The organism is Paraflavitalea pollutisoli, assembly GCF_029360705.1.
In the GTDB taxonomy this organism is placed as follows: Bacteria; Bacteroidota; Bacteroidia; order Chitinophagales; family Chitinophagaceae; genus Paraflavitalea; species Paraflavitalea pollutisoli.
Genome location: NZ_JARKMX010000008.1, coordinates 750314 through 764804, shown reverse-complemented (window position 1 = coordinate 764804; position 14491 = coordinate 750314). Strand labels below are relative to the sequence as shown.

The 14491-nt window shown below is 48.5% G+C and carries 13 protein-coding genes; 7 read left to right on the top strand and 6 right to left on the bottom strand.

Features of this window, described 5'->3' with window-relative positions:
* Window positions 1-60 precede the first annotated feature (60 nt).
* The gene (locus P2W70_RS17160; RefSeq protein ID WP_276482726.1) at window positions 61-2427 is read right to left on the bottom strand and encodes a family 10 glycosylhydrolase; all 2367 of its coding nucleotides are present in this window, start codon (window positions 2425-2427) and stop codon (window positions 61-63) included.
* 935 nt (window positions 2428-3362) lie between these two features.
* On the opposite strand from P2W70_RS17160, the gene P2W70_RS17155 reads away from it, so the two are divergent.
* The 4 genes from P2W70_RS17155 to P2W70_RS17140 all read left to right on the top strand — a co-directional run bounded on the left by P2W70_RS17155 (window position 3363) and on the right by P2W70_RS17140 (window position 5372).
* Window positions 3363-3767, top strand: a complete 405-nt coding sequence (locus P2W70_RS17155; RefSeq protein ID WP_276482725.1) for a hypothetical protein — start codon at window positions 3363-3365, stop codon at window positions 3765-3767.
* Between the two features lie 31 nt (window positions 3768-3798).
* A complete protein-coding gene (locus P2W70_RS17150; RefSeq protein WP_276482724.1) occupies window positions 3799-4491 on the top strand; it encodes a hypothetical protein in 693 nt (230 codons plus the stop codon).
* 119 nt (window positions 4492-4610) lie between these two features.
* A complete protein-coding gene (locus tag P2W70_RS17145; protein WP_476704111.1) occupies window positions 4611-4985 on the top strand; it encodes an Imm26 family immunity protein in 375 nt (124 codons plus the stop codon).
* A 90-nt stretch (window positions 4986-5075) separates the two neighbouring features.
* Window positions 5076-5372 (top strand): DUF6572 domain-containing protein, encoded by a 297-nt coding sequence (locus tag P2W70_RS17140; protein ID WP_276482722.1) that lies wholly within the window; start codon window positions 5076-5078, stop codon window positions 5370-5372.
* Window positions 5373-5490: 118 nt separating this feature from the next.
* Here P2W70_RS17140 and P2W70_RS17135 read toward each other — a convergent pair whose 3' ends face one another.
* The 4 genes from P2W70_RS17135 to P2W70_RS17120 form a co-directional block, all read right to left on the bottom strand.
* Window positions 5491-5862, bottom strand: coding sequence for an ASCH domain-containing protein (locus P2W70_RS17135; protein WP_276482721.1), 372 nt, complete (start codon window positions 5860-5862; stop codon window positions 5491-5493).
* Window positions 5840-7351 carry a PIN domain-containing protein gene (locus P2W70_RS17130; protein WP_276482720.1) on the bottom strand — a complete coding sequence of 504 codons (1512 nt, stop codon included), beginning with the start codon at window positions 7349-7351 and terminating at the stop codon, window positions 5840-5842. Before P2W70_RS17130 ends, P2W70_RS17135 begins: the two co-directional genes overlap by 23 nt.
* A 157-nt stretch (window positions 7352-7508) precedes the next feature.
* The gene (locus P2W70_RS17125) at window positions 7509-9116 is read right to left on the bottom strand and encodes a hypothetical protein (RefSeq protein WP_276482719.1); all 1608 of its coding nucleotides are present in this window, start codon (window positions 9114-9116) and stop codon (window positions 7509-7511) included.
* Window positions 9117-9146: 30 nt separating this feature from the next.
* Entirely contained in the window at window positions 9147-9506 is a 360-nt protein-coding gene (locus P2W70_RS17120; RefSeq protein WP_276482718.1) for a hypothetical protein, read from the bottom strand.
* Window positions 9507-9806: 300 nt separating this feature from the next.
* On the opposite strand from P2W70_RS17120, the gene P2W70_RS17115 reads away from it, so the two are divergent.
* Window positions 9807-10361 carry a hypothetical protein gene (locus P2W70_RS17115; RefSeq protein WP_276482717.1) on the top strand — a complete coding sequence of 185 codons (555 nt, stop codon included), beginning with the start codon at window positions 9807-9809 and terminating at the stop codon, window positions 10359-10361.
* A gap of 74 nt (window positions 10362-10435) precedes the next feature.
* Here P2W70_RS17115 and P2W70_RS17110 read toward each other — a convergent pair whose 3' ends face one another.
* Window positions 10436-10630 carry a hypothetical protein gene (locus P2W70_RS17110; RefSeq protein WP_276482716.1) on the bottom strand — a complete coding sequence of 65 codons (195 nt, stop codon included), beginning with the start codon at window positions 10628-10630 and terminating at the stop codon, window positions 10436-10438.
* A gap of 229 nt (window positions 10631-10859) precedes the next feature.
* On the opposite strand from P2W70_RS17110, the gene P2W70_RS17105 reads away from it, so the two are divergent.
* Both P2W70_RS17105 and P2W70_RS17100 read left to right on the top strand, forming a co-directional pair.
* A complete protein-coding gene (locus P2W70_RS17105) occupies window positions 10860-13292 on the top strand; it encodes a TonB-dependent receptor (protein ID WP_276482715.1) in 2433 nt (810 codons plus the stop codon).
* Between the two features lie 159 nt (window positions 13293-13451).
* A complete protein-coding gene (locus P2W70_RS17100; RefSeq protein WP_276482714.1) occupies window positions 13452-14468 on the top strand; it encodes a GntR family transcriptional regulator in 1017 nt (338 codons plus the stop codon).
* The last annotated feature ends 23 nt before the right edge of the window (window positions 14469-14491 follow it).

Below are 14491 nucleotides of genomic sequence, written 5' to 3'. Positions count from 1 at the left end.
CTGCGCAATGCAGATGACCCCGAGCTAGCAACACACGCAAACTTTAGTTATGGAGATTCTTTATAGTTTAATTAGTTTGACGGTTTGTACGTTGCCTCCCTGCGTTATTTTCAAATAATACGTACCGCGGGCGTAATTGCTGCCCAATGTAAACGTACCATTGGCGGCCAGTCCGGTGCGCGACTCGATGGTGGAGCCGGTGGCATTGGTGACGAGGATACTCAATGGTTTGTTGGAGGTACTCAGGGTCAGCACGTAGAACTGTCCGGGTGTTGGGTTCGGGAAGGCCTTCACGGTCAGGATACCATCCGGGAACGGATTGCCGGGCAGCGTGGGTACGGTGACCTGCAATTGCTGGCTGCTGCTGTTGCCTGCTGTATCGGTGGCGGTGATCGTAATGGAATAGATGCGACCATTACCCAACAGACCGCGCTCAGCCCGCAGTTTTACATGGTGAGCATCAACGACGACCCAGTCGGGGGCAAAGTTGAAATAACCATTACCGGTAACGGGTTCGTTGCTGGTTACAGCCAGTGACGTAGTAACGCCGCCGCAGTTGTCGGTAGCATCATACGCAATCGTTACATCTTTCAATTGGAAATTAGGTGGCCAAAGTTCAGCCGGATTGGCCGAAGCGTTGGTGATCAGTGGCGCAATAGAATCCTTCACCGCTACTATGAATGTGCAGGTGTCGGCATTGCCGGCTGCATCGGTAGCGATGAGGGAGATGATATTATCCGTGCTGCCATACAGCAAGGTGCCGGGGGCAGGTAACTGTGTCACGGCAATGCCAGGCGGATTGGTTTGTCCGTTGACGAATGCCAGACCGGTATAATCAGGTAACTGGATCGTACAGGAGTCAGTTACAAACAAGGTCTTGTCGTTGGTACAGGTGATAACCGGTGGCAGGTTGTTGACGGTGCCAGAGGTTTCGCTTTCGTTGTGGAAGCGATCGAGCGCCGTGACGGCATAATAATAGGTGATGTCGGGCAGCGCCGTGGTATCAGAAAAGCTGCTCACGGCTGTATTGGTAACGGCCAACAGGTTGTTGACATTGCTGATATCGACGATGTCCGATTCGGAACGATAGATGGCAAACTGGCGGGCGCGGTTGAGTTCACTGGAGTCGATGGGCTTCACCCAGTTCAATACGACAGAGTCACCAGGGTATTTGACGGCGGTGAGTGTAGCCGGCGCTTCTGGTGCGATGGTGTCGCGCCAGGGCATGGTGGGCTGCAGGGCAGGTTTGGCGTAGAAGTCGAGCCGCAGCGAGTCGCGGAAACCCAGTCGGGTGGTGGCGCGCAGGCTGCTGGTATTGTAAATGGCTTGTCCGTATATGTTGGGGTAGCTGCGGTTAAGGCGCATTTCGTTGGGGATCATGGAGGGGTTGGCCCAGTTGACACCCTGAGCGGGATCGTTGACCTTATAACCGGCCATACCGATGTAGATATGGCGACCGGCGGCCTGGTTGTTCCACCAGGGTACGATGACGCTGTAATTGGCGCCGGGCTGTCCGATGTACCAATATACTTGCGGGGCGATGTAATCGACCCAACCTTCCTGCAGCCATTTCTTCGTGTCGGCGAAGAGGGTAGTATAGTGTTCCAGTCCACTGGTAGCGGTACCGATGGCGGGGTTGGTGCTGTTGCGGTAGATGCCGGAGGGGGAGATGCCAAACTTGACCCAGGGTTTGAGTAACTGAATGGTATCGTTGAGGCGCTTTATGAGCAGGCTGACATTGTCACGCCGCCAGTCGGCCCGTACGGTGAAACCACGGGGATCTACATTGTACGATGAATCATCATTATAAGGCGTAACGCCGGCCGCTGCGGCGGGCGGGTAGAAATAGTCGTCGAAGTGAATACCATCTACATCATAGCGGTTGACGATGTCGACGATCACGCTGGTGATGTAGTCACGTACCACGCCGAGACCGGGGTCGAGGACGCGCAGGGTGCCCTGACTGAGTAGCCAGTCGGGGTGTAGTTTGGCGACGTGGTTGGCGGCGAAGCCTGGTAGGCTGCTGGTGTTGGCGACGGCGCGGTAGGGATTGATCCAGGCGTGGAATTCGATGCCTCGCTGGTGGCATTCGTCGATCATGAATTGCATGGGGTCCCAGTCGGGCGCGGGGGCCTTGCCCTGGGTGCCGGTGAGGTCGGCCGACCAGGGGTCGATATCGCTGCGGTATAGGGCATCGCATTGGCTGCGTACCTGGATGAAAAGGGTGTTGAGGCCGGTGGCTTTGTGGTGGTCGATGATGGTGCGGAAAGCGGCTTGCTGCTGGGCAGGCGTCTGGGTGCGGTTGGGCCAATCGATATTGGCGTAGGTGGCGATCCAGGCGCCGCGCATTTCGCGTTTGGGTGGTTGCTGGGCTTGTACCAGCATGACAAAGCAAGCGAGCCATACGGTGAGTATAGATCTTTTCATAAGCGATTAATTTTGCAGGTTTATGCTACAATTTACCGCGCCTATTGCGAGTTTAACCGGATGTGGAGAATAAAATAACCGGCAAAAAGACGCAGGGGAGGGGATGCGAATGGCGAAAGCTTCGGGCCGGCATCAAAAACTGCGTGCACACTTATCCGCTAAATCGACACGGTTTGCCACGAAATGACACGGTTACAATTTTATTTTGCTTTCTGGCGTTGAGCTATCAACTTCATCACTCAAATAATTGGGATTCTCCTGTGAGATTTTCATAAACGGCATAGCGGTATGCATGAATTAATAATAACCCATGAGTGTGTTCAATTAAAACCAATTTGCTGGAAAATGAAAAATGTGCTTGTTACTGTTCTCGCTATTGTCATCTTTCTGGTCGGCATATATCCCGGCGTGTTTTATGGATGGATGGAACGAGGTTCGGAAAATTTGACCCATCACAGTTTGGTCAGGTATCAAATTATAACCCAGGTTTTCTATTTGATATCTTTATTTATTGCTATGTTCCTCACAAAGCTTGTTTCAATAAAGGACAAGCTGTTCCACTTTTTTTGCCTGGCTTATGGCGTTGCGAGTATCTTTTATGACACCCCGTTAGTTCAATTCATAGGAATTCTAATGCTCTTAAAAGGGGTAGTGCACCTGTATTTTCAGTTATTCCCCGAGGATAGAAAGTATTTTAGTTTTAAGAGAAAACAATGAGTGGCTTTGCAGAGGGGGGAGACAGCTTTAATTATTGCCATCTAGTTGCCATCTTGGGAAATTAAGCAGCGTTCCCGCATCTTATTGTAATGAAAACAGTACAATTTTCAGTATTTATTGGGTTATTACTATTGCTGTCTTGCCGGCATAGTCAACCCCCTGGGCCCAGACACCTGAGAGCAGGCACGGTGGTGCCGGGAATTTATGAACAAAAAGCAGTGAATTATTTCATTGATTCGCTATTGCTGAAAAAATATGGACAGGTAAAGGCTATTGATTTCAATGGATATACCGAAGAGACAATGAGCGACTTTGCCTGGTTCAATGACTGCTTTAAGGGAAACGATAGCCTTCCTCTTAAGCTGCGTGTAAGATCGTTCGATAAAATGTTTGCCAGGCATTCTATTGCTACTGCCAATATTGACCAGGTGTCCATTCACCCAATCAAGAAAAAAAACACCAGGCAACTCAGTATGCGTGTTTTCCTGGCCAACGAAATAGCAGACAAGACGTATATAATGATTACTATTCATAAGCGTTACCAGTTTACCGATGCGTACATGTTCGAGTGCTCAAAAAGCGGAGAGGTGTTGCGTTGGTGTAAAACGGGGATGATTCATTGATTAATAAGTGATTGATATTTAACATAGAATTATGCGTATTGGCAGGACCTTATTTTGGTTTAGCGATGGTGATGAACAATTGGTGTCTGTAAATGACGACTTTTTCGGGATAGGAACCTTATTGAATCGCCTGCTAAACGAAAAATATGATGGCAGGAAAATTACATTTATTAATCTTCACTTTTATCCCGATAAGACATTTGCCCTTCATCCAATTATCCCCAAGGACGCGCCCTATTATTATGGTGGGCATTTAAGCTATTACGGTTGGTATAACTTAAAGCTTTTTAATTTAATGAACTGGAATGAAAAGAAGCTTTTTGTTTGGGAAAAGGGATTTGCCTACCTTAAGCAATCTGCTGAGTTCACAAAAAACGAAAAACTATTAGAAGCTGCACAATATGCGTATTCAAAGGGCCTTGAGATGAACTTAAATCCCGACTATCGCCTATTAGATTTAGATTTCGATGTTTCTGGTCAAAAATTTCGGGCGTCATTATGGATAAACTTTGAAGACGATGGTATGTCTTCACTTTTGTCTGTGGAAAAGGATACAACGGTGATTTTTGAGAAACCAATAGACAAAAGCCGGAAAGGCATTGAGTACTTTTTAGTGATGTATAAATCATTATTATTTGATGAAGACCGTATCATCATTAAAGGAGACAGGGATGTTGAATATTTACCTTTAAGGGTTCCTCTATCGGAGTTTTGTAATACCTGATAGTGACGGGTGTACATACTAGTAGAAGTAGAAGAATGAAAAAACAAAAAAGAATACCGGGTTCAATACTAGAGATCCAACTGGAAGATCAATCATTATCTTATGCACAGCTATTGTAGATGGGCGTGGCTTTTTTTGACTTAAACGTCAAAAACCCCGTAACCGATTTGAACGCTTTGCTGGACAGGCCTGTTTTATTTATCATAGAAATATACGATCACATTATTAAAAAGGGGAGGTGGAAAACAGTTGGATGCCTGCCAATAGGAGCCGGTTTAGTGAAACCTCCGCTCAAATTTATTCAAGGCCCATTGGATCCCGATAAATTTGAATTGTATGAGCCCCTTAGCGGAAAAATAACACCCGCAACAAGAGAAGAGTGCATTGGTTTGGAAAGAGCTGCTGTATGGGAAGGGGAGCACGTTGAAGGAAGGCTTCTTGACTACCATAAAAATAGAGAAAATATATGGGTTCAAAGGCTATCTATGAAATAGCCTTAACCCTTATTGCAGTGGATGGAGGTGGAGTTAAAGACAAAGCTCCGGTCGTTGAGGGAGAATTAGGTCACAATACAATCGTGATACATGTCAGTAGTAGAGACTAATGTAATAGATTTTGCAAGCATCGATCCAGAGGGAGCAGTCGTTTTGACTATTACCGATCACCTTGAATGGGATGATAAGAATCATCACCTTCTTGTCTTGCAGGAAAAAATAAATACGTACATATCAGCCATTGAAGGGCAATCTTTGTATGAGCAATACCCGAAAGCTCAAGGGAGAAAGATAAAAATACAAGTTTCGATTAAATATACACCCAATGAGATAGGCAAGGGGTTCTTGCAGCGGGTTGAAGCTTTTTTTAAAGGAGCAGGGGTATGATTTTTCGTATACACTTAGTCAGGAGTGAACGTTCAAGCACTCAATAGTAGGTGTCGGAAAAATACGGTATTGACAAATAAACATGTGCCAAATTTTTGTGCATATCATTTGCGCCCAATTAATTCACATAAACAAATGACTGGGGAGGAACGAGATCGTAATCCTTTTTGATACACTGCGGTTTTTTAAACTTTCTGAGTTTTTTGATTTTAATGGCAAATCCTTGCTTTTTTCCTTCAAAATAACTGGAGAAATAGTCATAGCTAATACCAGCATGTTGATGGGTTGTTTTCCATAATGTCTCCACATCTTGGCAGACTATTTCGTCGATGTCGAATTCGCCAATTACTTTCTGTACTGGCGCAGAGGCATATACAAGAATTTTTTTTACCGATTTATCTTTAAATATGGATCGTCGAAATTCAAACTTCTTCTCTCCGGTAAAAATCTTTTCCGCAAATTCTGGCTTAATGGACAATAATACCCTCATTGCTATTTGATTCCTTTAAAAGCAAATGTAATTGTTTTAGGGAGATCTTTGCAAATCCCCGAGGCACTGCATTGTAGTCGGCAATAATCTCCAGTTGGACCAGGCGTTCCAGGTTTGGACGTCGTGGCAGAGAATAGGCGTACAAAAACTTTACAACAAAAGGCTTCAATGAAGGGTACCTGTCCCAAAATGCCTCAATGTCGGTAGGCTTAAAAAAGGTTCTGTTTTTACAAATACCAATCAACTCTTCAGCAGATTGGACATTTTTATAAACCTTTTCAACAATTCCGATGGTAGTAGCTACACCTTTGTACTTTCCTCCGGTTCGGTAAAAAACAACGATATCTCCAGGAATTATCCCCCTTTCCAGAGAGTGCGATATATATACCTTACTTAGCGCATTCCTATATGGCTCGTTGTCTTTGTAGTGATCCGGAGATTCGTTGTTGAGTATGGAATCTGGTAACAACTCGGTGTGATACTCAGGATATATGGGAACCAGGAAAATGCTGGATGCCGTAGACATAAACGGGAATGTAGATTTGGGCCTTGCTCTATCGGCCACAGGTTGAAATGCCCGTGTATAGACCAGTTCATTACCAGTTGGAGTTACCTTTGTTCCATGCTTAACAAAGCCCCATTCCTCCAATAATTCAATAAGCCTGAGTTGCTCTGGTGTTCGATCAAAAAGTGTGACATAAATCTCATCCACTTTATTGGTCAGAGCGTTATCAAATATTATTTTCAAGAATCTTTCCCCTATACGATATCCATTCAGCCCAACCTTTAAGGTGCCAATTTTCATCCGTCTTTTGGGTTGAAGGATAGGGATGGTATCGGAATAGTTTTCTTCCGGACCTTCTACCTTTATGTACAAAAAACCTACAAGATGTTGGCGAGAATAGCAAACATAGGCTACTTCGTCGGCTTTTCGTAGAAACCACTTGTCAAATCCCGGATAGTCGCCCCTGAACGAATCAAAAAAAGGTAGTCCGAGGTCTGTGTTTCCAAAATAAACCTTTTCAACCGACAGGACTTTGTAATTAACCAGGTCTGGATTCTCTGAGGCGACTTTTTCGACGAAATGAGAAATGGTATATGTTTTATCTCGTACCCCAAGCAACATAGCCTTTCGATGTATGTTGCGATCCTCTGTAATAAATAAATCTACTCTACCTTGCACCAACTCGTTTAGCAGTAGAGAGTCATTACGGTCGTTTGCTGTCTTGTCATAGTTGTCGATGATAGATTGAATAGCAGGTTCAATAGGTGCTTGAGTTTTTAATTCATGATATGCTTCCAACTTTATACCCATGGACCTTACCGTCTCAGCATTGGCATGACTTTTAAGTTCGATAGCTGTAATTGAGTGAATACATTTGGTATACTTTAGCTTGTCCAACCAATTAAACAATTGTCCGATGGCGATGTGGGAGGTTTTATAAGCTTCTCTATGGATTATAACATTCGTATCTAAAAGCACCTTCATAAGCGTGGCGGAAAGTCCCTTTTTAATATATATAGACAGAACCTTCGTAGAGTTGCAATAACGGCCGCATCAACGTTCTAACTATGCATTTTGCACTTTATTTTCGCTAAACCGCATTATTAGTCAAGAATACAGAGAGGCTTCAGGTAAATGTCAATCAATCCACGGATTGTGCCAACTTTTTGGGCGAATTGGCGATATACGTACTCAGCCCCGTATCCTCCAGGAACTTGTTGGAGAATAGTTGGGCGGTGTCTTCGTTGAGGAGCGCACTGCGGTGCTCCATCCAGTCGATGGCTTTGTTGCCATACATATGGTGCACCAGACCGGGGAATGACCAATCGGCATTCTTGCCCCAATGGATCGTAAAGGGAATATTCTCTTCTTTCAGCACCTCGATGGTGCGGGTGCAAAACTCATCCAGACCGATCATCTTGCCTTTCTTCCCCTTCCAGATACATCCATCCACCTCGATCATACAAGTCACGGGAAACTTCGTAAAAGCCATCGTCGCCCGCGACTGCTTCACAAACCGCATCGCATAGATACCGGGAATCGGTCCTTCTTCCTTCGCCAGCCTCGTCAGCCGCTCCAGGGTCTTCGAAGCATTGCTGCTGTCGACACCCACCGCAATCGCATACGCCGGCCCCTGGTAGGGCGCATCCCAAAACAACTCACCCAGCGTACCCGTTGCCTCAAAATCTACCGGCGGCAGTACCGACTTCTCCAATACCTTGATCAGTTTGGGAATACTGCCCTTGAACTTCTCCGCAATGAACATAAACAACACGATCAGGTCACGGTAAATGGCCGTCTTCATCCTGGGCAACGGATCGGGATAGCTATCTGTATAGGGCTTCTTGTACAAAGCCTCCACCACATACTCCTGGTCGTTTACATATGGATTGACGAATACCTTGTAATGAAACGGTCGTAAGCCCTTGCCATCACCGTCCACTTCGCCGGGAACGGTAAAGGCCGACCCGGCAAAATCGAGCGTATCTGCCAGGTGCAAAGCCTGGTCCTTATGGATCCTTTTTACATATCGCTTCAACAGGTAGCGATCCTCCGTACGGATCACCACGCCATGAATAAAGCCAAAAGCGCCAAGTCCCACCAGCGCAGCATTGAACAATCCGTCGTTACGGATAATCCGCGCATTGATGCGCCCCGCAAAGGTGTCATTCAGCGCCGGCTCGGTATGTCGCTCGAGGTAAACGATGTCCTCCGCATTGGGACCAATGATCAGGTTGAGGCCGACGACGGCATCCTGCACGGCGCCAAAATTCAACGCTGAGCCATGTACACCGGTAGAGAGACAGCCGCCAATCGTTTGACCATTGCTGGCTCCCGTCGCCATGAGCGCCTTGCCGTGGTCAAACACAAACTTGTGCAGCTCCTTGATCACATTGCCCGTTTGCACAAAGAACAGGTCTGCCTGGTTGAAGGTCGAAGCTGGGTGCATTTCATCCGGCAGGATCGTTTTCTTCAGGTTCATATCGCCATTGTAATGCATATTGTCTTTCTGGTGAGCAATATGATTCATGGACCAGGATGATCCAAAAGCCCGGAACCCTTGTTGGTTGTCGAGCGCGTCTTTCAGCAGTCGCTGTATCTCCTGCGCGGCATCGTTGTACCGGTCGATCAGCGACGGCATATTGCCTTTGCCAGCAAGGGATGTCTTGTATAAGTTCTTAGTAGGGAAGGGGCCATTGTTGTGAAAAGTATCCCAGGTCTCTATTGCGTGTTTGGTGGTGGTTGCCATACGAATTGTTTTGGAAGGTGGAGTAATGGATCACTGCGCTTTCATACATACGTACTTGATGCGTACCTGTCGCTTGCGGCCAAACGTGATGGCACTTAGCAATACGCCGCCAAACGTAACCCGGTATTCGAAATAATAGAAACCGTTCCCGTTGCAGGATTCGAGCAGCATGGGGCTGCCCAGGTGGGGCTTGAGTTTGATGGTCGTGTCGAGCGTGATGACATCGAGCCCGCGGGTAAACGCATCTTTACTTTGATTGAGTGGATTGGGCTTGCCGACGCCTTGTTTGTCGACGAAGCGCACCGAATAACAGGAGGTTAGGCTGACGCTGCTGCATAAAACCAATACAATAAAGCCTGTCCTGCGGAGGCGGGTGGTTGATCTGTTCATGTAGGGTTGTTTTATTGTCAGTACAGGTGCGGAATAGAGCGATCTGGCGAATGCGTGGTTGGAAGCGCTCTCAATTTCTGCATTAATTCCGTATCTACCGCTACCACTTTGTGGTAATCACCGTAGCCGGTCAATGGTGGGCACTGCCTGGCCCTGTACAGGCTTATCCGCTAGGAATCACTCATTTGAGGTAGATCCGTCAAAGCCCAATTGTTAAAAGATGGCCAAAGACATGGTTCCGGTGCAACATGCTTTTGGCGAACCAGTACTTTAGATTTATCTACACCAACTACTAATAGCATGAAAAAAACAGTAACCACCTTCCTGGCCAGCCTATTTGTCCTGGCCGGTTTCGCACAATTCAAAGACAGCGATTACAACCGCCTCACCGATCTCAAAGGCACCGACCAGGTACTCGCCTCCGTACAGCCCTGGGCCAAAGCCGGTGTATCCTCACCCCATTTCCTGCTCTTTATCAATACGACCACGGGCGAACACAAACGCATCGAATTTCCCCGCGGCGCTTACATCGATCACATCGAGCAATTGAAACTCGATACCCTGAACATCAACCGCGTGATCGTTACGGGTTATACCATCAATCCCGACAACGACAAGTCCATCGACTGGAACGATCCCCGCCAGATCACCATTTTCTCCATCGACGGCAAGGAACAGGTCAAGATCACCGACGATAACTTTTATGCGCGTTTCTGGACCCTCAACCGGCAAACCGGCGTACTGGTCATCAGTGGCCGTATCGACAGCAACGGTAACGGCAAGCTCGACAAAAACGACAAAGCCGAGATCCTGCTGTACGACCTGAAGCAGATGAAACAGCTGACGAAACTCTAGGAGGGAATAATAAAGCATAGCTGGATCGTATCACGTACGATCAGCAGGCATGTCAACGATAATAATGCCTACGCTCAGGATGGCCGGTCTCGTGTGCTGCGCACGAGGCCCATGCCGGCGAAAAAGAAGATAGCGCCCAAGATGGCGTAAATGATGATACTCTTTACATTACGGGTTCCTTCACCACCGTTGATGAAATTGACGGCAGCTAAGACCAGGCCCACCGCGCCCAGCAAGGTGAACAGGATACCCAATACGCGCTTTTCCATAATCGCTTTTTACCGACAGCCGTTTCAAATCCCATGCCCGCCCACTCCGGGCCTAATCACCTGATAATCGACGCCTTTGATGTGGGCGGTAGCCCTGCAGCCGTTTGCCGGCACCTTAAAGACCTGATTTTCCTTATATAGTAAACGAAATTACCGATCGCGCCAAGGGGTGTCCGCCAACAGTTGGAATTTCGCGCCCGAAAACTAATTACTAACTGTAATACGCGCCATGACAACTTTCTTGCGGCTGCTGACGGCCCTGTTACTCGTCAGCAACTTACTCCAGGCACAATCTTCGCAAACCGGTCAGGCCACCCTGAAAGGGACCGTCACCACCAGTGATGGCAAGGCGGCGCCCCTGGTGACCATCCGCCTCGAGCATACCCGCTGGGTCACTACCACCAGTGAAGAGGGCAATTTTATCATCCGGCATATCAAACCCGGCACCTATACCGTCAAGGCCAGTGCCGTGGGCACCAAAACCCAGGAGCAATCCGTCACCCTGGGCGCAGGCCAAGAAACCACGATCCAGTTTTCGCTGAGCGAAAATGCCGAAAAGCTACAGGAAGTGGTGGTCACTACCCGTAACCTCAACAAGGAAAATAAAATGGTGGCTAAGATGCCCCTCAAAAACCTGGAGAACCCACAGGTATACAGCGTCGTATCTGCCGAGTTGATGAAACAACAGGCGATCACCAATTACGACGATGCCCTCCGCAATGTGCCCGGTATTTCCCGCACCTGGGAGTCGACCGGCAGGGCAGGAGATGGTGCGGCGTATTTCGCCCTGCGTGGTTTTGAAGCGCAACCTTTGCTCACCAACGGCCTGCCCGGTGTGGTGAGTGGCAACCTCGATCCCGCCAATATCGAAGAAATAGAAGTGATCAAAGGACCGTCCGGCACCTTGTTTGGCGGCGGCTTCTACGCCTATGGCGGCTTCATCAATACCATCACGAAGAAGCCCTATTTCAAAACAGGCGGTGAAGTAGCTTATAACTTCGGCAGCTTTGGCCTGAACCGTATCACGGCCGATTTCAATACGCCCCTGAGCAAAACAGAGAAGGTCGCCATGCGCGTGAACCTGGCCTACCACAACGAAGGCAGTTTCCAGGATGCGGGCAGCAAGCAATCTTTCTTCGTGGCCCCCTCCCTCGTGTACGAGGTCAACGACCGGCTTAGCTTCCACTTCATGGCCGAGATTCTCGAAGAAGAAAGGGCAGTAGCGCCGGTCTTTTTCCATTCGGACCGTTCCAGTCCGCTCGATTTCAAAACCATTGGCGAACTGAACCTCGATCCCAAGTTGTCGTTCACCAGCAACGACCTTACCATCAAGAACCCGCGGTTCAACCTGCAAAGCCAGATGATCTATAAATTATCCGATCAGTGGACCTCTCAAACCGTGTTCTCCCGTGGCTCTGTACGCTCCAACGGTATCTATACGTATATCTGGGACGATGTGGCCGGCGACAACTGGTTTAGCCAGTATTTCCACAAAGAGCAGCAGCGCCTGAACACGACCGATATTCAGCAGAACTTCAACGGCGATTTCAAGATCGGCAACATGCGCAACCGCTTATTGATAGGCCTCGACTATTTCAACCGCCAGATCGTTGACAATGGCTCAGGTTGGGCCTGGGCGCGCAACGTAACGCCACAGGGGGAAGTGAACTACAAAGATCCCTTCACCGGCGATGAAATGCCTGCTGTATACCTCAATAAGGCGGCGATCGACAACCTGCTTGCCGGTACGGAGAACGCCAACAGCAATATCAGCAACTACAGCTATAGTGCCTATGCCTCGGACGTGCTGAACCTCACGCCGGCCCTGAGTGCCATGGTGAGCTTGCGCGCCGACTATTTCGACAGCAAGGGTGATCGCAATACCAAGGACGATGACTATGATCAGTTTGCCCTGTCTCCCAAATTCGGTATCGTGTACCAGCCCATCCTGGATAAGGTGTCGGTGTTTGCCAACTACATGAATGCCTTCATCAATGTGGCGCCCCAGCAGGTATCTGACGCGGATGGCAGCAATACCCGGGTGAAATCGTTCAAACCAGAGCATGCCGATCAAAAAGAGTTTGGCGTCAAGACCAACCTGTTTTCCGGTAAGCTCAACGCGACGGCTTCTTATTACGACATCAAGCTGTCGGACCGCGTAATGCCCGATGCTACTAATCCAAATAACGTTACACAAGGTGGAAAGGTGCGTAGCCGTGGTTTTGAGGTAGACCTCAATGCCAACCCCGTGCATGGCCTCAACCTGATTGCTGGGTACGCCTACAACCGCACGAAGATCGTGGAAGGCGCCAAGGATGATTTCTATGGCCAGCCCGGCCGTGCTCCCGGCGGTCAGGGTCCGCAGCACCTGGGCAATTTCTGGGCTACCTACCAGTTCCGCGCCAGCAAGATCGCCAATTTCGGGCTGGGGCTCGGTGGCAACTATGCCAGCCAATACCGCGTGATCGACAATGAAACGACTGGCACTTTCGACCTGCCCAGCTATACCCTGGTCAACGGTTCGGTGTTCTATAATTCGCAGGCCGTACGGGTATCGCTCAATGTCAACAACATTGGCGGAAAACAATACTATATCGGCTACTGGTCTGTGAACCCGCAACGCCCCCGCAGTTTTGTGGTGAGCGTGGCGTATAAGTTCTAAAAGCGGTGGTGCCACCCGGTTTTCCCGGGCGCGCTATCTTTTGGGCGAATACGACAACAGCTAAAGAAATCCCGGCGAACGAGATCGCCGGGATTTCTTTTTTCATAAATATTTGCAGAGTAGTATAGAATAGGATAGATTTGTTGCAAACGATGCCATATGGATGATGTTTACAAACAGATCTATGAGATGGAAGGGGTCAACAGCCTTTCTAAACACGAGCAGCTGGTCAATGGCATCCTGAGCGCCATTCAAAACAAATCGCTCTCCCAGGGCGATCCCTTGCCCTCGGTCAACAACCTCATCAACGAATTTGGCTTTGCCCGCGAAACCATCGCCAAGGCTTATAAGGACCTCGTGAAGCGGGGTATCGTGGAATCGAAGAACCGGGTAGGCTTTTTTGTTTCCAACAACGACGTGAAGCAACACCTTAAGGTGGCCCTGGTATTGTTCGCCTTCGACGCTTTCCAGGAAACCTTCTATAAAGCCTTCCGCTCGAAAGTGGGCGCGGGCGTACACATCGATGTTTTCTTTCACCACAACAATATCGACGTGCTGGAAAGCACGATCCAGAAGATCCGTGGGCGCTATGGCATGTATGTGGTAGCCCCCATTCCGCACAAACGTACGGCCGCCATTCTCGAAACGCTGCCGATGGATATGTTCCTGATGATCGACCGGTACGAGCAGTTGGCAGGTGATCCTTCCTATATCGCGCAGGAGTTCAGGGATGCGACCTACCGCATCTTCACAGAACTGAGCGACACCATTAAAAAATACGATGGGATGATCTATTACCATCGCCCCAATGCCGATACGCCCATCGAGATACTGCAGGCCTTCAAGAGTTTCGTAAAAGACTTCAGGATCAAACATGAAGTGCGGGCCGAATACCTGCCCGGCACGCTGGAAAAAGGAAAGGTATATTTCACCATCAACAATACCGAGTTGTGGAGCATGCTCAAAGATTGTAAGGTGATGAAGTTGAAGCCCGGTAAAGATGTGGGCATCCTGTCACACAACGACGAGGTAGTGAAAGAGTTGGTGTTCGATGGCATCACCACCTATTCTGCCGACTTCCAGCTGATGGCAGAAAAAGCCGCCGAATTTGTATTGCGGCGCAAGAAAGTGCAGGAGATCCTGCCGATGTCGCTCATCCGTCGCAAGTCGCTTTAAGTTGTCTGCACCTATACTGCTTT